Below are 20,042 nucleotides of genomic sequence, written 5' to 3'. Positions count from 1 at the left end.
ACCTGATTATTGTGACGGACATAAACACTGTACATACCGTTACACAGCAACGCTCATCATCGAAGATAAGCCTGGTATATAATCCAAAAATACAGGGATCGATGTACTGTGAAGATAAAAATTCACAAATTTCAAACAATAAATATCATGTAGTCTTACTTTATATAATGAAAATAAAAAATACTCTCTGTCTACATATCCTGATGGCTACTCTCGCTATCCTGTTTCTTAGCGCTCACCCGCTAGCGACTAGCGTTGATCCGGCGTTAACATTTCAACCGCTGATTAACACCATGGAAGGAACGCAGAAAGAACAAAAGGAAAAAATAGCGACTATTTCTCATGCTTTACAGGGAAATGGGATTTTCTTTCTTGGTGCATCCGAAGTCTCTACTTCTGAAGACGAACATTACGCAGTCTATAACTATTTTAATAACCAACTGCATCGCCCCGTTGTGGCCTATGGCGATAGTTATATCGATAGCGTCACGCATTTTTTACTGCTTTCGCGTTTTAAAAATGATCTTAACGCGAACAGTAAAGTTGTTTTGCTGCTGGCACCCGATAGCTTTTATTCGGACGGTATTCCACCGGCAATTTTTGCCAACAATTTTCCGGCATCTATTTTCAATCCGTTGATGAAGGACGACCAGACGCGTTCCTTTCTGGTCAATTACTTACAACATATCGATAAAGAAGAGATAAGTCATCTGACTTTCGGCCAAATGAAAATCTATGGCTGGGACCCGCAAATTATCTGGCAGGAAGTGAGTTATCAATTTGCTAATTTCTGCGAGCTGATAAAAAGCGACTGGTTAGCGATGCTACGTATTGTCCCTCAGCCCGCGCAACCGTGGCCGAATCCACCAGCCTCCCATGTGGCTCCTGACTGGGATCGCGAACTGGCTCAGGCTCATGAGCTGAATAAGTCTCGTCAGCAAAGTGCAGATACGCTGTGGATGGATAAGTCTGTTTTTGCAGACGATCAAACGCGGGAAGAGTGGGATGACGCGCCGATTGTTCCTGCGCAAATGGAGGCGTTATCAGCGACGATCAAACTGCTAAAAGCGCGCAATGTGCAGTTTGTCGTCATTGTTGATCCGATCAATCCGTGGGCAATTAAAAATTCCGAAAAATTCCAGCCAGTCGATAGTCAGATCAGATCGATGTTGGAAGAAAATCAGGTTCGCTATTTTGATATGTATGCGCAGCCTTATCAGAATGGCTGGAATTGGGATCGCCTGCACCCAACCGAGCCGGCATGGGTCGCGATGGATCAATTTATTGCTGAGAGTTTTAAATGATGAAAACCGCCATTCGCCTTTTTTTCCTTTATCTCTTTCTGGCAGTAACCATTGTCGCGTGGACCTCTGTTGATGAAAGCATGAGTTTAAAAGTGCATTTTGAATATCAAAAATTCTGAAGGATGAATGATGTACAGCTCCGGAATGTTTTTTTTCCTTCTGTTTTCATCAGCATTATTGTTTGCGCTGGTTAACCGCGCGTTCAGTTATCGGCTGACGTATTTATCCGCCTTTTCCGTCTTGGCGGTGCTGGGCTGGGGATATATTTTCCAGGGGGATTACTTTGTTCCTGTGGCGGTTTTCCTGAGTTTTTATATTCTCGTCACCTTAAAAGAAAAAGGCTGGCTAAAAACCTGGCAGGCGGTCAGCCTGACGTTGCTCCCGCTGTTTTTAGTGAAATTACACCTTAACAATCACTGGGGCATGATTGGTCTGTCTTTTATGACCTTCCGCGCCATTGATGTTCTGCTTTATCGCAGCAAAAAAGACGGCCAGAATTTCCTGCATTACTTCTGCTATCTGTTTATGCCATTCATTATTCTGGCCGGTCCAATGTATCGCTGGCGGACATGGCTTACTGATATTAATAAACCGGTCTTTATTATTACCCGTGAGCAGTTTTTAGTGGCTATGGAGCAAATATTTACCGGTATTATTCAGAAGTTCTTATTCGCCATGCTGATCAATAATCTGGTGATTGAGTCGTGGAGCCATCGTCCGTTTACAGTAAGCGTTGGCGTGGTGATGTCGTTGGCCTACAGCGCCTATCTCTATTTTGATTTTGCCGGCTACAGCAATATGGCTATTGGGGCAGGGCGCTTATTTGGCCTGAATATCCCAGCGAACTTCAATATGCCCATTTTGGCGAAAAACCCGCAGGATTTCTGGCGGCGCTTCCATATCAGCCTGTCTGAATGGCTGAGGGACGTGGTCTTTATGCCGATTTATATGAATCTGATGAAGCTCGATTTTTTCCGACAGAACAAAACGCTGGCGCAGAATATCGGCATTTTCTGCACCCTGTTTTGCATGGGGGCATGGAACGGGCTTGAACGACACTATGTTATTAGCGGCGCGCTGTTTGGTGCCATTTCCGTTGTTCATAACATGTTGCAGTGGTCTGCCAAACGTAGTCCGGCTTTGAATAATTGTCTACATCATCCGGTTATTGTGTTCATCGGTCGAATTCTGACGCTGACAAGCGCTGCGGCCTCCCTCTACATCTTTAGCGGAATGTCTCCTCTATGAACCTTCACTCAGAACTTCAGGAACTACAAGATTTCCTGCGTGCGGCATTACTCGAGCCCGCTAACCCAACTCAGTTGGCGATTAGCGGCAGCGATGAAGCGATGACCTGGCAACAGCTTTCCGTCGCTGTCACTGACTGGTCGCATCGCTATCAGCAATGCCGGCGGCCCGCAGGTTCGCCTGTTGTGTTATATGGGCATCAGCAGGCGGAATTCGCCGTGGCGATCTATAGCTGCCTGCTGCATAACATTCCGTATATCCCGGTGGACTGCATCTATCCGCAGGAGCGGCTCAAGGAGATTTGCCACCTGGCGAACGCCCCTTACTACTACGATGTCGCGACCAGGCAGTTTATTGCGACGGGTGAGGCTGGTCAGGCGCTGGTTGAGCAGGATCTCGCCTATATCATGTTCACTTCCGGCAGCACCGGGAAGCCGAAAGGGGTGCAGATTGGGCGTGAAAGCCTGTGGCACTTCATGAAATGGGTGCGTGAGGACTTCTCGCTACCAGACATACCGGTGCTGATGAACCATGCGGTGTTCAGCTTCGATCTCTCCTTGATTCCGCTGCTGGCGAACCTGGCAACCGGAGGGCACATCGTTCTGAATGCGAAAGAGGATATTGCCGCCGAAAACTGGCTCGATCGCCTGAAAGACAACGGCGTTTCCGTCTGGGTTTCAACGCCATCTTTCGCCTACCAGAAGCTGCTTTCCCCCCAGTTCAACAGTGAATATCTACCTGAACTTAACGTCTTTGTATTTATTGGCGAAGTACTCAATAAAGCGTTGGTAAAACAATTACGTCGCCGCTTTCCGCACGCCAAAATCCTCAACTCTTATGGCCCAACGGAAGCGACTGTCGCTACCACCGTTATCGAAATCACCGATGACATTCTGCACAGCGACAACGATCTGCTGCCTGTCGGCGCGATGATGCCGGACTCCAGAATGGAAATTACCGCTGAAGGTGAGTTGATTATCTGGGGCAAAAACGTGATGCGTGGCTACCTCGGGCTCGCGCAGGAGAACGCTGAGAAATTGTTGCACCGGGAAAGTGAAGCATTTCGAGGCTATAGAACCGGCGACCTGGGCTATGAGAACGGGTTGTTGTACTGTCAGGGTCGTAATGACAGCCAGATCAAACTCAATGGTTACCGTATTGAAATCAACGAAATTGAAAACCGCCTGCTGGCGATATCCGACATCAGCGAAGCGGTTGTCCTGCCGTTGATGAAATCGGGCGGTGGCGTGCTGCGTATTGCAGCATTCTGCGTGACGAACTTAGCACCAGAAGCGATTAAAACCTCGCTCTCTAAGGTGATTCCACCCTATATGGTGCCTTCCCAAATCATTATAAAAGATGCGTTGCCGCTGAATCCTAACGGCAAAATCGATCGTAAACTGCTGGATACTCATGCCCGCACGATTTAATTTTCTCAGGAAAAATCATGGAACAAGAAATACTTGCGCTGTTTGAAAAGATCTTATCCCGTAAAGTGGGCTTTAACGATGAACTGATTGAGTCTGATATTCTCGACTCGATTCTGGCGGTCGATCTGGTGCTGGAAGTGCAGGACGTTTACGGCTGCGTGATCCCACCAACCGAAGTTGCTACCGTTCTGAAGACCCCAGCAGAATTGGCTCGCTACATTGAAGAGAACCGCGGCTAATCCTTAAGCGGTGACGGTTTTGCACGGTGTAAAGACCCTGGATAGGTTTATCCGGGGTCTTTTTTATCTAACTGGAATGCTGGCACGGGAAACGTGTCTAGAGCGTTATTTAGCCGAGAGTTCTCTTCGGACGATGTCTGCGCCTGCACTTAACGCATTGAGCTTGCCTGTCGCTACCCGACGAGATAAAGGAGCCATACCACAGTTGGTTGAAGGGTAGAGCTTGTCGGCATCGACAAACTGAAGTGCTTTGCGTAGCGTATTGGCGACGTCTTCCGGTGTCTCGACGGCATTGGTTGCCACGTCAATGGCTCCAACCATCACTTTTTTACCGCGAATCAGCTCAAGCAGGTCCATGGGAACATGCGAGTTGTGGCATTCCAGCGAGATGATATCGATATTGGACGTTTGCAGTTTAGGAAACGCTTCTTCATATTGCCGCCACTCTGATCCCAGCGTCTTTTTCCAATCGGTATTGGCTTTGATGCCGTACCCGTAGCAAATGTGTACCGCCGTCTCACATTTCAGCCCTTCAATCGCCCTTTCTAACGCGGCGATACCCCAATCATTCACCTCTTCAAAAAAGACATTAAAGGCTGGCTCATCGAACTGAATAATATCCACACCCGCGGCTTCTAATTCTTTAGCTTCCTGATTGAGAATTTTGGCGAATTCCCAAGCCAGTTTTTCGCGGCTTTTATAGTGGTTATCATACAGCGTATCGATCATCGTCATTGGCCCTGGCAGAGCCCATTTAATCGGTTGCTTGGTGAGCTGACGTAAGAATTTGGCATCTTCAACAAAAACGGGTTTTTGACGCGCCACCGCACCGACAACAGTCGGTACGCTCGCATCATAGCGATTACGAATTTTAACGACTTCACGTTTCTCAAAATCCACGCCGCTAAGGTGCTCAATGAACGTTGTGACAAAGTGTTGGCGCGTTTGCTCACCATCGCTGACAATATCAATACCTGCGCGCAGTTGATCAAACAGCGATAAACTCAGGGCGTCTTTTTTCCCGTCAATTAACTCTTCGTTTTGTAATTTCCAGGGGGACCACAGTTTCTCTGGCTCTGCGAGCCAGGACGGTTTGGGCAAACTGCCCGCAGTCGAAGTCGGTAGCAATCTTTTCATAGCAGGTGACCTTATCGTTTTAGTGAATCAAAGCGCGTAGTGAGCAGACCATTGTTCAAGAATATTCTTGTATGGTTTGATGAATTGCTCTTCAGTAAACTTCCCTTGCTCAATCGCCAACTGACTACGTTCTACCCGATCATAAACAATTTTTGTTAATGAATGATCCTGATGATTCAGATTGGGTTGATAAGTATGCCCTGCCGCCGAGTTAGCATTGTAAATCTCAGGTCGATAAATCTTTTGGAAAGTCTCCATCGTGCTGATGGTACTGATAAGCTCAAGATTCGTGTAATCGCTCAGTAAATCACCAGAAAAATAGAAAGCTAAAGGTGCGACACTATTTTCAGGCATAAAGTAGCGAGCCTGTAATCCCATTTTTTCGAAATAATGATCGGTCAAGGAAGACTCATTTTGCTGGTATTCGATGCCCAGCACAGGATGCTGATTCCCCGTCCGATGATAGGTGTTTTTACTTGAAACGCTCAAGCATATAACGGGTTGTTTATTAAAGTTATTTTTGTAATAAATTGAATTTGTGAAACATTTAAATAATTTACCATGCAACTCGCCAAAATTATCTGGCGTGCTAAATCCGGGGTGACTCTTATTATGTTCTGGCAGTAATACGCTAAAATCATAATCTCGCACGTAAGAAGAAAAGTTATTCCCTACAATGCCTTCAATGCGTTCGTTTGTTTTTTTATCGACAATATTGGTTTTCAATATCTCAATTGCCGGGAAGGTGTCGCCATTGCCTTCAATATCAATCTCGACGGAAATGATTTCAAGTTCGACAGAGTAACGATCGCTTTTGGGGTTATCCCAATGCGCCAGAGAATTGAAACGATTGTCAATCATCACTAACGTGTTGCGTAAGTTCTCCTGGCGCTTCTCTCCTCTGGCCAGGTTAGCAAAGTTGGTCGTGATGCGCGTATTTTCTGAAGGGTTATAATTTTCATCGAAACAAATGCTTTTAATGGTAAATGTAAAATCTTTGTTCATTGTGTTCTTGTATCCTAAATTTTGATATGAAAACTGAATTAATTTGTTGATTTTAATGGCTTTGATTGTTTCTTATTCAGTTATCTTCATGTTGTCGATAAGTTAATATTGCATATTTTATGCCAGAGTCATTGGGCGAGTGAAAGAGAGTTAATTTCATCAAATATGAATTATATTCATGATCAGGTGTGCGGTTAGGATCGACGTTAGTGCAGAAGCCCTGTTTTACAGGATTCACCGCTGGCATCCATGGGGTTAGGAGCGGCTAGCTGAACCGATTGCCGATAGTGTGATCAACAATGCGTCCTAGCCGATATGATGAACATCACGGTGCGACAATGACAATTAAGAGGAGGAAGGTAATCACAGGCCTTCAATGTTATTCTTCGGCTGTTTTGCTTCACTCGCAACGCCGATGTAGTACCCGTTCAAGCAAGTTCATCTTTTGCTCGTCAGGCAGCCGCTTAATCTCCCCTGGAGTTAAGCCCGTATAGTTTTTTATCGCACGGGTAAAGGTTTGTTGGGATTCATAACCGCTCTGAAGAGCCGTAATAATAACCGGTTCATTCCCTTTAATTAACTCAAGCACTGCCTTGCCAAGTTTGACATCTTTTATATATTTTCCCAGTGTAATACCTGTCCGCTGTTTAAACACTCTCTGCATATACCAGAGAGAAAAACCTGCGCGTTCCGCAACAATAGCGGTTGTGACGGGTTTGTCGTGTTGTTGCACTATCCAACGGATCAGTTCATCAATAATGCCCTGATGGTAAGTATAGACTGATGCCATGTGTCCCCCATCAATGAGGGCGCATCATACGATACGCCCTTCACTAAAAATTAAGCCTTATTGCGGGTAAATTTCTCGACCACTTTCATGACTGAGAAGTAAAAGACAGGGACGAAGAATATTGCCAGTATCGTTCCGCTGACCATACCACCAAATACGCCCGTACCGATGGCATGCTGTGTTTCTGCGCTGGCTCCGCTGGCAATCATCAGGGGCACTACGCCTAGGGTAAACGCCAGAGAAGTCATTAGAATAGGCCGCAGACGCATCCGCGCCGCTTCAATCGTAGACTCAAGCAAACCTTTGCCGCTCTCATGCAGTTGTTTGGCAAACTCTACGATGAGGATCGCGTTCTTTGCCGACAGGCCAATGATGGTAATCATCCCAACCTTAAAGAAGACATCGTTCGACATATCTCTCATCATGACAGCCAGCACTGCGCCTAACAGGCCCAACGGCACAACCATCAGTACGGACAGTGGAACGGCCCAGCTTTCATAAAGCGCCGCCAGCACCAGGAACACGACCAGCATTGACAGAATCATCAGCATCGGTGCTTCGGAAGCAGACTGCTGCTCCTGCAATGACAGACCCGTCCATTCAACGGCAAATCCTTCCGGCAATTGTTCTGCCAGTCGCTCCATCTCTTTTATGGCGTCCCCGCTTGAATAGCCTGCCGTTGCACTACCGGTAATCTTAATGGCCTGATAGCCTTTATAACGCACCAATTGCAGCGGTGAATTTTCCCATTTAGCCTGGACAAACTCGGAAAGCGGAACCATTCCACCACTGCCATTACGTACATACAGCTTGAGAATGTCCTCTGGCTGCATACGGTACGGGGCATCTGCCTGAATGATGACTTGCTGCATACGGTCAGCGTTAGGGAAATCATTGACATACAAAGACCCTACGGCCCCGGATAACGTCTGGCTGATTTCATCAAATGGCACACCTAACGCGAAGGCTTTCTGACGGTCGATTTGCAGGTTAATCACTTGGCCGTCGGGCAAACCGTCAACGTAGACACCCTGAACGACCTTGCTGCTCGCTGCCAGCTCCAGGAGCTGATTTTTAGCCTCTTTAAGCGCGGCATACCCTTTACCCGCTCGGTCTTCAAGACGCATGGCAAAGCCGGAAGAATTTCCGAGTTCGTCAATCGCAGGGGGCATCAGGCTGTAGATTTCAGCTTCAGGGTGGCCATATAAAGCCTCTAACACATGGCCGGATTCGGACGCTGCGGTCGCACCATTACGCTCACCCCAGTCTTTTAGCGTGGTAAATGCCATCGCGGAGTTAGGCCCCGAACCGGAGAAACTGAATCCCATGATGGACAGGTTGGTTTCGATGCCTTCTCTGCCCAGCACGGTATCTTCAAACGTTTTCACCACGCCTAAGGTTCGCTCCGCCGTGGCATTCGAAGGCAGCTGAATTGAGGTTAGGAAATACCCCTGATCTTCTTCTGGCAGGAAGGAAGAGGGCACGCTTCTCATCGATAAGAACAGGACGAGGCACAGCACCACATAGACAGCCAACGACCTTCCTGCTCGCCTCAGCATTCGGGCAACGCCATTTTCGTAACGGTCGGTCATCGCCGAGAATTTGCGGTTGAACCAGCCGAAAAAGCCGCGCTTCTCATGGGCATTTTTATCTATCGGTTTCAGTAGCGTGGCGCACAGCGCGGGTGTCAGGCTAAGCGCAAGGAAAGCGGAAATCAGTATCGAAACCGCCATCGACAGAGTGAACTGCCGGTATATGGCCCCGACCGATCCCGTTGCCATCGCCATGGGAATAAACACGGCGCTGAGCACCAGCGTGATGCCGATAACTGCCCCGGTTATCTCTTTCATCGCTTTCTGCGTCGCTTCTTTCGGCCCTAATCCTTCTTCATCCATGATGCGTTCAACGTTTTCCACGACCACGATGGCATCATCCACGATGATCCCTATCGCCAGAACCATGCCGAACATGGTCAACACGTTAATGGAAAAGCCCGACATCAACATGACCGTGAAAGTACCCAGCAACGCGATGGGCGCAACAATGGCGGGGATAAAGGTGTACCTGACATTCTGTAAGAACAGATACATCACCAGGAACACCAGCACCATTGCCTCAATGAACGTGTGTACGACTTTCTCAATCGAAATTTTTACGAACGGAGTGGTATCAAACGGAATAGTGTATTGCATGCCTGAGGGCATCGCTTTACTCAGGTCGTCAAGACGCAGCTTAATTTGATCCGCTGTTCTGACCGCATTCGCTCCCGGAGCAAGCTGAATCGCCGCACCGGTGGAAATCTGTCCATTTTCTCGGGTTGAAAAGGTATAACTTTGTGGTCCAAGCTCCAGACGAGCAACATCGGAAAGTACCACTCGTGAACCGTCCCGGTTCGACCTCAGTGTGATATTGCCAAATTCTTCAGGCGAACTGAGCTGGCCTTTCACCAGTAAAGGATAGGTGACCTGCTGGCCTGGCACTGCGGGAGAATCGCCCGTGCGGCCGGGGGATATCTGAGCATTCTCTGCGGTTATTGCCCGACTGATATCGTTCAGCGTCAGGCTATATTGATTGAGCCTGACCGGATCGATCCACACACGCATCGCTTTTTCCGATCCAAACAGCTGGACGCGGCCAACGCCTTCAATCCGGCGTAATTCTTCAATCATATTACGGGAGAAATAATCGCTTAAATCGCTGTCCGACATCTGTCCGTGCTTTGAGGAAAGTCCAATAATCATCAGGAAGCCTGAGGATGACGCTTCAACATTGAGGCCATTTTGTCGTACCACCTGAGGCAGTCTTGGCTCGACGATTTTAATACGGTTTTGCACGTCAACCTGAGCCAGGTCGGGGTCGGTGCCGGGTTTAAAGGTGACGGTAATGGTTGCCTGTCCCGTGGTGTCACTGGATGATTCAAAATAGAGCAGGTTTTTAACCGAAGACAGCTCACGCTCGATTAAAGACACGACGTTGTTGTTCATCGTCTCAGGCGTAGAACCCGGATACGTGGCGTAGATATTGACACTGGGTGGAGCCACCGAGGGGTAGCGAGCAATAGGCAGTTTTGGGATGGCGATCATCCCGAACAGCACAATAAACACGGCAATAACCCAGGCAAAAACAGGGCGATTAATAAAAAACTGCGGCATAGGGAATCCTGAATAATAGTAGGGTGAGGTTACGGGTGTGTACCTTGTGCCAGTTGCAGAGACATTCCCTCCTGTAACCTGCCCATGCCTTTGACAACTAACTGGTCACCAGCCTTAAGGCCATTTGTGATTGAGAACTTAGCGCCAACGGCTTCTCCCAGCTCAACCTCGACAGATTTCGCTTTACCTTCATCGTTGAGCCAGACATGCGTTTTATTGCCTTCGCGCACCACGGCTTCACGCGGAACCATCAGGCCGTCCTTATCCAACAGGCGTGAGATTTTTGCCTGAACATACATACCTGGCAAAAGCGTTCTATCCGGGTTATTAACCAGCAGACGCATCACCACGTCCCCCGTACCCGCATCAACGCTGACGCCAGTAAACAGAATTTGTGCTTTGTTGCTATAGGGTGTCCCATCTGCGGAGATAATGGCGGCGGATGCTGCATTTTCACCACTGACTCCTGTGCCTGCGGCGGTGCGCAGTGCGTTCATTTGCGCGGCAGGTTGTCGAACATCAACATACACTTTGTCGATCTGCTGGACCGTTGCGAGAGCCTGACTGTCACTGGCACTGACCAGCGCGCCTTCAGTAATAAAGTTTTGATCAACCCGCCCACCGATGGGGGATTTCACCGTTGAATAGGAGAGGTCCAGTTGTTTGCGCTCGAGAATGGCACGCGCCTCCGAGATAGACGCTTTTGCCTGCTCAGCAGTGGAAAGCGCTTCTTCGTAATCCTGGTCGCTGACTGCACCTGAATGCTTTATCTTCGCAAGGCGGCTGGCTTTAGCTTGCAGCTGTCGGTAACTGGCCTGCGCTTTTTGCAACGCGGCGGCCGCACTGTTTACGTCAGCTTTAAACGGTGCGGGATCGATCTGGAATAATGCCTGCCCCGGTGTTAATTCACTTCCCGGGTTAAACTTCATTTCAGTGACAATACCGCTCACCTGAGGTCGAATTTGTGCGATACGAAAAGCGGCCACCCGTCCCGGAAAAGTTTGCTCACGAGACACCGGTTCTGCGGCCAGTGTCTCCACGTTCACGATGGCCGGCATCTCTTCGGTTTGTGTGGCGGTTTCGGAATCTGAATCACAGGCTGATAAAAGCCAGAAGAGGGATAACACACTTATTTTCGTCGTTCTGTTAAGCATCATTCTCGTCATTTCCTGATATTTAAAATAGATACCACATGCTATAATGATTATATAATTCATATGTTTATGTTAAGTGTAGGCTATGTGGAGATGGTGTGGAGAGCGATAAAGATGAGCGGATATCTGGAGCAAAAATGAAAAACATCAAAATCCTGTTGGCAGAAGATGAAAACGAAATTGCAGAAATTCTAACCGCTTATCTGGTGAAAGAAGGTTTTACTGTGGTGAGAGCGAAGGATGGCCTTGAAGCGATTTCACTTTTTTTTGCCGAATCTCCCTCGTTTGTGATCCTGGATATTCGAATGCCGCATGTGGATGGCTGGCAGGTACTGAGTGAAATCAGGCGGGATAATGATGTGCCGATCATGATGCTAACCGCGCTGGATGCGGATATCGATAAGATTCAGGCTTTGCGGACAGGAGCCGACGATTACCTCGTTAAACCCTTCAACCCTGCTGAGGTAATCGCAAGGATTCACGTCATTTTAAGGCGCATGTCTTTTCACCGCACCGATAAAAACCCACTCTCGTTCAGTACGCGTCATATCGATCTGAACGTCAATCATCACACGGTCGTGATTAAAAATACCCATACCGATATTGGCAGCCAGCTCACGTCGACAGAGTTCAAAATTCTGCTCCATCTTATTCGCTATCCCAAAAGGGTATTTTCACGTCAGGAGATCCTGGAATATTGCCTGCCGGAGGGCGAAGCCAGTGAGCGAACGGTGGACAGCCATATCAGCAAGTTGAGGAAGAAAATTGAACAAGCGGGGTTATCATCTGTACCTGAGAGCATTCGTGGCTTTGGCTATCGGCTTGGAGACTAAGGTGGTGAAAACCGGCATTCGTTATCAGCTCTTCATCCTGACGTCTAAAGTGGCGCTTAGTACGCTCATCCTGCTGTCTGGGGTTTACGGGATTTATATCAGCATTTTTGCTGACGGGTACGATGAATATAGCTGGATACCCGCTACCCATGATCGGGTTCTGATGTTGATTTCTGGTTTGTTATCTTCCGTGGTCGCGTTGGGTTTTGCCTGGTCTTTTGCGCGAAAAGTCATTATTCCATTGAATGCCGTGGCTGAAAGCGCCCGCATGATTGCGGAAGGCCGGCTTAGCGCAAGAGCAACACATAGTGCTCGGGAAATCCGTGAGGCGGCATTACTGGTTGATGATTTCAATGCGATGGCCAGTAAACTGGAAGTGATGTCCAGTGAAATGAAGAAATGGAATGCCGCCATCGCTCACGAATTGAGGACACCCGTTGCCGTTTTACAAGGCAGGATCCAGGGCATTCTGGATGGCGTATTTGAGAAAGACGATCGGCAATTTTTGCTGTTACTCAACCAGACTGAAGGTTTATCGAGGCTTATCGATGATTTAAGGGTGTTAAGCCTTTCCGATAGCGGCCAGCTCTACCTTTATCGTGAAACCGTGCAGATGGATCAGTTGATCGTCACCAGTGTTGAACTCTTTCGTGATGAACTTGAGAGGAAAGGCCTGACACCGGTTATCGAGGCGGATCAACTCACTGGTTTTGTGGACAAAATTCGTATCAGTCAGGTTTTATCCGCGCTGCTGAGTAATGCCATTAAATACACTATTCCCGGTAAAATTCTCATTACCTGCCATTTGGTGAAGGGCGACATTCGTATAACGGTGGAAGATGAAGGGCCGGGAATTCCGCCACAGGATATTGCGGCAATATTCGACGCTTTTTATCGCGCTGATAATGTGCGCTCTGCGAGAACAGATGGCTCAGGGCTTGGGCTGGCTGTAGTGAATGCTATCGCAAGGGCGCATGGCGGTCAGGTAAGTTGCAGAGACAGTGCCTTGGGGGGAAGTTGTATTGAGTTCGTGCTTCCCGCTGAAATTAACTGAACTGAATTTTCTTCAGTATGGTTGTTGGCGGTGGCAAATGCGATGGCCGTTTTCGCTTTAGCCGACCAGTCCACTTTTTACTAGGAACGGACGCTTCTGGTGCGTGTTGTGTGAATCTTAGAAGTTACATAACACACGTAATTGCTTATCATAGCGTCCTTGTTGAGTTCATGGTCGCCTGTTGTTTAGTGAGATGTTGAACATAAACATTTAAGGCGAAATATAAACCGCATACGGAGGGAAAGGTATTGAGCACAATAGGTGCAATTAACATTGCAGCGGCGATTATCACCGATAGTAAAGGACGTTGCCTGTTAGTGAGGAAACGTGGCACTCACTACTTTATGCAGCCAGGAGGAAAACCTGAAGCTGGAGAGCGACCAGAAGCGGCTTTGGTGCGTGAGCTTAAAGAGGAGCTTAATTTCATTGTTTCACTTGATGAGCTTGTATCGGTCGGTAGTTTTACGGATATCGCTGCTAATGAGCCTGGGCATATTGTATGTGCAGACATCTTTCGCATATCGACAGATAGAACTTATTTTGAACCCGCCGCAGAAATTGAGGAAGTGATCTGGTTTGAGCCGAGCCAGCATAATCATATTAAACTCGCCCCTTTGACTGAAAATCATCTGATTCCTCTGCTGATCGGGGCTTAGTTTTGTGGGATGGGTTGAAAGCCTGTCCAGGGTCGTCATTTGTCAATACGGCAGATTTTTTGATCGCCGGCTGGTGATCTTTTTAGCCACTTTCCGTTAGGGCAAAATCAAATCTGATAGTCCGTTCTGAATCTCGACAGGCTTGTACCAACAAATCAGTTCCGCACGAAGTTGACCAGTATGCATGGCAGCGGTAACGCCATAAGTTTACGCTGCCAGATGCGCACAGTACCCTTAATCACGGCGAGATTCTTTTCTGGATTTACCGATTTATCCGCACGATAGATCTGCTCCATCAGCCTCTCTCACTTCCTGCGCTTTGCCTCGCGAAAGTCGTATTTAGCTGGAATTAATGTTTGCGGCAGACGAAGATACATGGCGGATAATGATTGTTAATACACTAATACTATAGAAGGGATGCAGCCGTGCTGAAAAAGCTGGTAACTGGGCAACTAAGTTTGCCGATGACGTTCTGGGGATGGGGTTTTTGTGGCGGCTTATTTCTTGGTCTCATTGGGATGGCTGGTGTGCAGACGGGCCATGCAGCAATGGTGCCGCTAGCTTACCTGCTTAAAACAATTCTGTTCAGCGCTGTACTTTCCGGTACTACGTTTATCCTTCGTAGAAAAATCACAGTGCTTGGCGTTCTTGCATTTTTTATCGTCTTGATTCAGGTAATTATGGGCATTGTGATGGTTATAGGACTTTCTTCATTGTGGTTTGAATAATCGAGGCAAGAAGGAAAAAACGGCCACACCGTGTGGAGCCTCTGCGTGGAGAAGGGGAGTTATCACGCAGGGGGCATTACCTGACGTACTAAAGAAGACATTGCAAACTCAAGAGTAAATAAGCCAACGTGGAGTGGAATATGAGCGTAGCTCAATCAGGCTTTTTTCCATTGGTATAAATATCAGGCCGGGTAATGGTCCATGCATAGTTTTCCCGATTTACGGGCTCATAGCCAAACTTTTCATAAAGCCAGGGCGCTGATGTTGTGAACAACATGATCCTGCGAAGCTGCTCAAACACAGGATGACTATGTATGCATTCCATAACCCATCTTCCAAGTCCCTCTCCTTGATATTCTTCAAGGACATAAACATCGCAAAGGTAGGCGAATGTAGCATAATCCGTTATCAAACGAGCCAAGCCTATCTGGGTTTCATTATGAAAAACACCAAAGCTAAGACTGTTTTCTATTGAGGTACAGACAATGTCCAGAGGAATACCTTTAGCCCAGGTGGATCTCGTCAGATAGCTATGGATAGCCTGCACATCCAGTTTTTCTCTGTCTGTACTTACCAGGTATTTATCCTTACGCCATTCATGTTTCTCTGAAATGCTCATTTCGTTCCTGCTCAGAAGATTTAGGGAAAACTAACCTTATCATTTGATAGAAAAATTGTACTGTTTGAATCGCTCCGCGTTATCTAAATCTCATGCTGTTGTCTATGAGGCATAACGTCAGCTTCGCTCTTTGCAGACATGTTTTGAACCGTGTACGAACGAACCCGTGTCAACCAATACTGAGCTGGCCTGACTGTTCATCACCAAACACAACAAAGTTGACGCAACTTGCGAGTTGTAGTGGTTTAATGAATTTGGCCACCTGATAAGAGGTGATATTTGATCCTATCCACCATTAGTGGACACACGACTAAGTGTGAAAGCCGGAATAATTCCGGCCAATAATTTTTTTCCTACTTTCGCTTACCTAACACCACAACCTTCTTCACATCCTCATGCTCCAGCCCATCAATAAAATCCCCATACCACTGCAACATTTCCCTCCGTTGTTCTAAATACTGCGCATGGTTATACGTTCCACGAATGGTGTTCTTATCCACATGAGCAAGCTGCAATTCGATCCAGGCAGTGTTATAGCCTTGTTCGTGCAGTATGGTACTCATCGTGTGGCGAAAGCCGTGTCCTGTCGCTTTACCGTGATAACCAATTCGTTTCAGTACCTGATTAATACTGGCTTCACTCATCGGTTTGGTGATGTCGTTACGTCCAGGGAAAACCAGATTGTAGCGCCCGGTAACGGCCTGGAGCTGTTGCAGCGCATCAATCACTTGAGCAGAGAGGGGAACGAGGTGAGGGCGGCGCATTTTCATGCGTTCTTTCGGTACTTCCCAGAGCCCTTTTTCAAAATCAAACTCCTTCCATTCTGCTTGCCGTAATTCGATGGTGCGAACGCCGGTAAGCATCAGGATACGTGTAGCCAGTTGTGTGACCTTGCTACCCGAATAAGTTGATAGAGCGCGTAGAAAATCTGGCAGTTCATCAGGCTGCAGGTGAGGGTAGTGCGTGGCTTTTGGTGGGGGAAGGGCGCTTGCCAGTTCTGATGCTGGGTTGTTTTCCGCCCGGCCAGTAACAATCGCATAACGGAACACCTGATTGCAGGCTTGGCGAATTTTACGCAATTTGTCGAGTACGCCGCGTTTTTCCAGTTTGCGCAGCGTTGTTAGCATTTCCAGCGGCTTAACCTCAGCGACAGGGCGTTTACCAATATCAGGGAAGATATCATTCTCAAACGCTTCCATCAGGTCTTCAGCGTAGCCCTTCGACCAGTTAGGGCGCTTATATTCATGCCATTCGAGAGCGATAGCTTTGAAGGTGTTATCAATGCTGATTTTCTTAGCCTGTCTTTCGACCTGCTTTTGTTCACTAGGATCGCCACCAGAAGCGACGATTTTGCGAGCTTCTTCGCGTTTTAGGCGAGCCTCTGCCAGCGAGATATCAGGATAAACACCGATAGATAATTTTTTCTCTTTCCCTGTAACGCGGTATTTCAAACGCCAGTATTTGGCTCCATTCGGCTTTATCAGAAGATAAAGGCCTGCGCCGTCAGTGAGTTTGTATTCTTTATCTTGTGGCTTGGCGGTTTCTATCTGTCGAGCATTAAGTGGCATGGTGGGGGCCCCTAATAGTCATTGAACAAGAAGAGCCCCCATAGAGGCCCCCAACATCGACTTGATTTCCAGTATGCTGGGTTGACCTCGGTGGAGCTCAGCGACAGAAAATCCTAGTGGTATCAATGAATATAACGGGGTTTTGTTGAATTCGGTAGAGTCTGGGAGAACTTAAAATGGTACGCCCTACAGGGCTCGAACCTGTGACCTACGGCTTAGAAGGCCGTTGCTCTATCCAACTGAGCTAAGGGCGCATTACGCAAAGAAGTGACCGTTGCTCGTTGCAACAGTGGGCTGGATTATACCCACAAGCCCCAGTGAGTCAACGGGTTGGCGCGGGATTTACGTTATACGGTGAATCCCTGTACAACTTTGCTGAATATTGCTTTTGCTGGTGTGAATTTTTTGCACAATTGCGAGCCCGCTCCACACGAATGACACATAGCAATGAAAGTTTCAGTTTTATCTGCTGGATGCGTTCAGTAATTCTTTTCAAGTTATGAACAGGCATATTCTGCGTCCTACGCTGTTGGTACACTATGCCCGTATTCGTTGGATTTTGGATGAGTGCGGGCAGCTTTCACGTGCTGGGGTTGTTGCTTGGCTATTGATGAATTCGCTATTTCGTCGAACTTTGGAACCTTTTGATTTATGAACATTCTTTCATCCGCATTTTTACGCATTTGTCTATTGACGATGTTAGTGCTGCCCGCTGGATATGCCGCGGCGGCGAATGCGGGTTCTGATCCAGACCCACAGCCCGCTCAGACTGAGGCTCCAGTAAAAATTAATGTTGATGCTGAGTTGATCAAGCTGCAAAAACAGTTAGACAGCATCAAACAGCAGGTTTCAGGTACTAATAACGACAGCAAATTTGGTGCGTTGAATGACACGACACAGGAATTGGTGAATAGCGCCAACGAGCTTTCTAATGCGGTTGCGCCGCTACGTGCTCAAATTCAGGCTCAGTTGGATGTTTTAGGGCCCGCGCCAGAGTCTGGTTCCAGTCTTAATGAAACCAGTGAAGTGACGCGTAAGCGCAACAGTCTGAATGCGCAAAAAGCAAAAATGGATGCGCAGATCGAACAAATTCAGGCTTTACGCGCCAGTGCAGCTAATCTGTCGGCGCAAATTGTGACTCTACGACGTAGCGCGCTGAAAACACAGTTGGCATTGAACTCCGGCAGTATTCTGGGCGGGCGTTTCTGGGCACCGCTTATAGTGCCGCAGGCCGAGGATGTTCGCCGCCTGAGTACTTTTCAAGATCAATTAAGCGATGCTTTTACGGTGGCTTGGGAACCGGACTGGCGTTACGGTTCTGCTTTCCTGATTCTGATTGCAATGGCGATGAGTTCGGCAGGGCGGCGGTATCTGGAAAAGTATCTGGCCTGGGCGGGAATCCACTGGTTACCTGAAGGACGCTTGCGCCGGAGCTTTTTAGCGACAGCATCGGTTATTTCAACCGTAGTCACGATCGGTATTGCGGTGAATTTGATTGATTTTACGTTCACGCGTCATGGCGAGGCGACAGAACGCGTCGTGTCGTTCCTTGATGCGCTGGTGAGACAGGCCATCTTCTGTTCGATGATTGCTGGGCTGGGGCGAGCATTCCTGTCAAATCAACGCCCTTCATGGCGTTTACCCGCGATTGCTAATCCAGTCGCCAAGGCCATGAAGCCGTTCCCTGTTGTTGCCGCCGGTATTATTCTGATATTCGGCTTTATTGAACAAGTGACGGCGACGGTAGGGACATCGGTAGCGGCAACCATTATGGTGAACGGCTTATCTGCACTGTTCTTAGCCTTCACCGCAGGGACGATCACGCTGAAAAGCGATCAAATTCGCCGGCAGATGGTACATTCAGGGGAGCAGCCGGAAGCGCGTTCGACGCTATCTGGCATTATCCATCTTGCGGTATTGGCTACGTCATTCTCAATCCTGGTGTCGTTGGCCATCGGTTACATCTCACTGGCTCGTTTCCTGGCGTTCGAACTGGTGTGGATTGGCATGGTGTTCTCCTGCCTGTATTTGTTCTCAACGTTTATTACTGATATCTGCGAAAGCCTTTTCTCTCCCAACAATGCCAGCGGCAAGCGAATGAAAAATTCGCTTAATTTAGACGATCGGCATCTGGCTCAAGCCACATTGCTTCTGTCGGCTGGCGGTAAAGTTTTTTTAATTTTGATGGCGGCCGTTGCTTTACTAAACGGCACATTTGGCACGACTACACCTCTGGAGTTGGTGCAAAAAGCTGTTGAAATCTGGGGTGGTAAAGGACTGGAAACCTTGAGCATCGTGCCTGCTCATCTGGTTAATGCCGTGCTCTTTCTGGTCGTTGGGGTTTATGTTTTACGCTCCTCAAAACGCTGGTTGGAAGACGAGTTTCTTCCTAAAACGACGTTGGAACGTGGAATCCGTGCATCGCTGGTGACGTTGTTCAGCAACATCGGCTATATCCTGATTATCCTGCTGACCTTAGCGACATTGGGGATTCAATGGAACAAGCTGGCGTGGATTGTCAGTGCGCTGTCGGTGGGCATCGGTTTTGGCTTACAGGAGATAGTGAAAAACTTTATCTCTGGCCTGATTCTATTGACGGAGCGTCCGGTGAAAGTCGGGGATTCAGTGAGCATCAGCGGGGTTGAAGGTGATATCCGTCGGATTAATGTGCGTGCGACGGAAATTCAACTAGGCGACCGTTCGACGGTAATCGTGCCGAATTCTCAATTCATTTCACAGAATGTGCGCAATATTACCATGGGTAACCCGTTTGGGGTTGCGACGCTGGCGCTGACGTTCCCGTTGGATATCGACCCCGAAGAAGTCCGAACCCTGTTGCTGGATGCTTATATCAACCACGATGCGATTTTGGAATCACCAGCACCGTCAGTGAAGTTCAGTCAGTTGAACCCAACGGGTATGGTGTTGAGTGTGACGGGCTATGTCAGTAGCCCGAGAATGGTATCGGAAGCGAAAAGCGACCTGTTGTTTGAGATCATCAAACGGTTACGGGCATCAAATATTCCGTTGGCCGTGCCACAGAAGATGGTATTGGAAAACTCGGGGTTAGCGCTGCCTGATAGCATTTCGGGTGAGGATAAATAATGATTTATACCCTAAATAAT

The 20,042-nt window shown here is 48.0% G+C and carries 16 protein-coding genes and 1 tRNA gene; 9 read left to right on the top strand and 8 right to left on the bottom strand.

The window, feature by feature from the left end; genetic code table 11:
- Positions 1 to 167 precede the first annotated feature (167 nt).
- The 4 genes from E2566_RS14910 to E2566_RS14895 all read left to right on the top strand — a co-directional run bounded on the left by E2566_RS14910 (position 168) and on the right by E2566_RS14895 (position 4,221).
- Complete coding sequence (locus E2566_RS14910; protein ID WP_107170255.1) at positions 168 to 1,304, top strand: D-alanyl-lipoteichoic acid biosynthesis protein DltD; 1,137 nt, start codon at positions 168 to 170, stop codon at positions 1,302 to 1,304.
- 129 nt (positions 1,305 to 1,433) lie between these two features.
- On the top strand, positions 1,434 to 2,552 hold the full coding sequence (locus E2566_RS14905) for a membrane-bound O-acyltransferase family protein (protein ID WP_107170208.1): 1,119 nt from the start codon (positions 1,434 to 1,436) through the stop codon (positions 2,550 to 2,552).
- The gene (locus tag E2566_RS14900; RefSeq protein ID WP_107170209.1) at positions 2,549 to 3,982 is read left to right on the top strand and encodes an AMP-binding protein; all 1,434 of its coding nucleotides are present in this window, start codon (positions 2,549 to 2,551) and stop codon (positions 3,980 to 3,982) included. The genes E2566_RS14905 and E2566_RS14900 overlap by 4 nt, the downstream gene beginning before the upstream one ends.
- A 17-nt stretch (positions 3,983 to 3,999) precedes the next feature.
- Positions 4,000 to 4,221 (top strand): acyl carrier protein, encoded by a 222-nt coding sequence (locus E2566_RS14895; RefSeq protein ID WP_005970017.1) that lies wholly within the window; start codon positions 4,000 to 4,002, stop codon positions 4,219 to 4,221.
- Positions 4,222 to 4,326: 105 nt separating this feature from the next.
- On the opposite strand, the gene E2566_RS14890 is transcribed toward E2566_RS14895, so the two are convergent.
- The 5 genes from E2566_RS14890 to E2566_RS14870 form a co-directional block, all read right to left on the bottom strand.
- Positions 4,327 to 5,358: a methionine synthase gene (locus E2566_RS14890; RefSeq protein WP_107170210.1), complete on the bottom strand. Its 1,032-nt coding sequence runs from the start codon at positions 5,356 to 5,358 to the stop codon at positions 4,327 to 4,329.
- Between the two features lie 27 nt (positions 5,359 to 5,385).
- Positions 5,386 to 6,363, bottom strand: coding sequence for a DUF1852 domain-containing protein (locus E2566_RS14885; RefSeq protein ID WP_107170211.1), 978 nt, complete (start codon positions 6,361 to 6,363; stop codon positions 5,386 to 5,388).
- A 400-nt stretch (positions 6,364 to 6,763) separates the two neighbouring features.
- The gene (locus tag E2566_RS14880; protein WP_205543080.1) at positions 6,764 to 7,153 is read right to left on the bottom strand and encodes a helix-turn-helix domain-containing protein; all 390 of its coding nucleotides are present in this window, start codon (positions 7,151 to 7,153) and stop codon (positions 6,764 to 6,766) included.
- Positions 7,154 to 7,203: 50 nt separating this feature from the next.
- Complete coding sequence (locus tag E2566_RS14875) at positions 7,204 to 10,305, bottom strand: efflux RND transporter permease subunit (protein WP_107170212.1); 3,102 nt, start codon at positions 10,303 to 10,305, stop codon at positions 7,204 to 7,206.
- Between the two features lie 29 nt (positions 10,306 to 10,334).
- On the bottom strand, positions 10,335 to 11,462 hold the full coding sequence (locus E2566_RS14870) for an efflux RND transporter periplasmic adaptor subunit (RefSeq protein ID WP_107170213.1): 1,128 nt from the start codon (positions 11,460 to 11,462) through the stop codon (positions 10,335 to 10,337).
- A gap of 134 nt (positions 11,463 to 11,596) precedes the next feature.
- Between E2566_RS14870 and E2566_RS14865 the strand changes: the two genes are divergently transcribed.
- The 4 genes from E2566_RS14865 to E2566_RS14850 all read left to right on the top strand — a co-directional run bounded on the left by E2566_RS14865 (position 11,597) and on the right by E2566_RS14850 (position 14,730).
- The gene (locus E2566_RS14865) at positions 11,597 to 12,292 is read left to right on the top strand and encodes a response regulator (RefSeq protein ID WP_104212484.1); all 696 of its coding nucleotides are present in this window, start codon (positions 11,597 to 11,599) and stop codon (positions 12,290 to 12,292) included.
- A gap of 4 nt (positions 12,293 to 12,296) precedes the next feature.
- Positions 12,297 to 13,346: an ATP-binding protein gene (locus tag E2566_RS14860; RefSeq protein ID WP_240618651.1), complete on the top strand. Its 1,050-nt coding sequence runs from the start codon at positions 12,297 to 12,299 to the stop codon at positions 13,344 to 13,346.
- Between the two features lie 257 nt (positions 13,347 to 13,603).
- Positions 13,604 to 14,002 carry an NUDIX hydrolase gene (locus E2566_RS14855; protein ID WP_107170256.1) on the top strand — a complete coding sequence of 133 codons (399 nt, stop codon included), beginning with the start codon at positions 13,604 to 13,606 and terminating at the stop codon, positions 14,000 to 14,002.
- 425 nt (positions 14,003 to 14,427) lie between these two features.
- Complete coding sequence (locus E2566_RS14850) at positions 14,428 to 14,730, top strand: hypothetical protein (protein WP_107170215.1); 303 nt, start codon at positions 14,428 to 14,430, stop codon at positions 14,728 to 14,730.
- 151 nt (positions 14,731 to 14,881) lie between these two features.
- On the opposite strand, the gene E2566_RS14845 is transcribed toward E2566_RS14850, so the two are convergent.
- From E2566_RS14845 to E2566_RS14835, 3 genes are all read right to left on the bottom strand, one after another.
- Complete coding sequence (locus E2566_RS14845; RefSeq protein WP_107170216.1) at positions 14,882 to 15,349, bottom strand: GNAT family N-acetyltransferase; 468 nt, start codon at positions 15,347 to 15,349, stop codon at positions 14,882 to 14,884.
- 353 nt (positions 15,350 to 15,702) lie between these two features.
- Positions 15,703 to 16,917: a tyrosine-type recombinase/integrase gene (locus E2566_RS14840; RefSeq protein WP_107170217.1), complete on the bottom strand. Its 1,215-nt coding sequence runs from the start codon at positions 16,915 to 16,917 to the stop codon at positions 15,703 to 15,705.
- Between the two features lie 177 nt (positions 16,918 to 17,094).
- Positions 17,095 to 17,171, bottom strand: a tRNA-Arg gene (locus tag E2566_RS14835).
- Between the two features lie 397 nt (positions 17,172 to 17,568).
- Here E2566_RS14835 and E2566_RS14830 point away from each other — a divergent pair.
- Positions 17,569 to 20,022: a DUF3772 domain-containing protein gene (locus E2566_RS14830; RefSeq protein WP_107170218.1), complete on the top strand. Its 2,454-nt coding sequence runs from the start codon at positions 17,569 to 17,571 to the stop codon at positions 20,020 to 20,022.
- Positions 20,023 to 20,042: the final 20 nt, after the last annotated feature.

The sequence above is a fragment of the Pectobacterium punjabense genome, from assembly GCF_012427845.1.
Lineage (GTDB): Bacteria > Pseudomonadota > Gammaproteobacteria > Enterobacterales > Enterobacteriaceae > Pectobacterium > Pectobacterium punjabense.
This window is presented reverse-complemented; position numbering and strand designations above follow the sequence as displayed.

Coding starts and splice junctions, on each gene's coding strand:
- E2566_RS14845 (WP_107170216.1), bottom strand. CDS start 15,349: ATGAGCATTTCAGAGAAACATGAATGGCGTAAGGATAAATACCTGGTA.
- E2566_RS14905 (WP_107170208.1), top strand. CDS start 1,434: ATGTACAGCTCCGGAATGTTTTTTTTCCTTCTGTTTTCATCAGCATTA.
- E2566_RS14895 (WP_005970017.1), top strand. CDS start 4,000: ATGGAACAAGAAATACTTGCGCTGTTTGAAAAGATCTTATCCCGTAAA.
- E2566_RS14865 (WP_104212484.1), top strand. CDS start 11,597: ATGAAAAACATCAAAATCCTGTTGGCAGAAGATGAAAACGAAATTGCA.
- E2566_RS14900 (WP_107170209.1), top strand. CDS start 2,549: ATGAACCTTCACTCAGAACTTCAGGAACTACAAGATTTCCTGCGTGCG.
- E2566_RS14910 (WP_107170255.1), top strand. CDS start 168: ATGAAAATAAAAAATACTCTCTGTCTACATATCCTGATGGCTACTCTC.
- E2566_RS14890 (WP_107170210.1), bottom strand. CDS start 5,358: ATGAAAAGATTGCTACCGACTTCGACTGCGGGCAGTTTGCCCAAACCG.
- E2566_RS14870 (WP_107170213.1), bottom strand. CDS start 11,462: ATGATGCTTAACAGAACGACGAAAATAAGTGTGTTATCCCTCTTCTGG.
- E2566_RS14885 (WP_107170211.1), bottom strand. CDS start 6,363: ATGAACAAAGATTTTACATTTACCATTAAAAGCATTTGTTTCGATGAA.
- E2566_RS14840 (WP_107170217.1), bottom strand. CDS start 16,917: ATGCCACTTAATGCTCGACAGATAGAAACCGCCAAGCCACAAGATAAA.
- E2566_RS14830 (WP_107170218.1), top strand. CDS start 17,569: ATGAACATTCTTTCATCCGCATTTTTACGCATTTGTCTATTGACGATG.
- E2566_RS14880 (WP_205543080.1), bottom strand. CDS start 7,153: ATGGCATCAGTCTATACTTACCATCAGGGCATTATTGATGAACTGATC.
- E2566_RS14875 (WP_107170212.1), bottom strand. CDS start 10,305: ATGCCGCAGTTTTTTATTAATCGCCCTGTTTTTGCCTGGGTTATTGCC.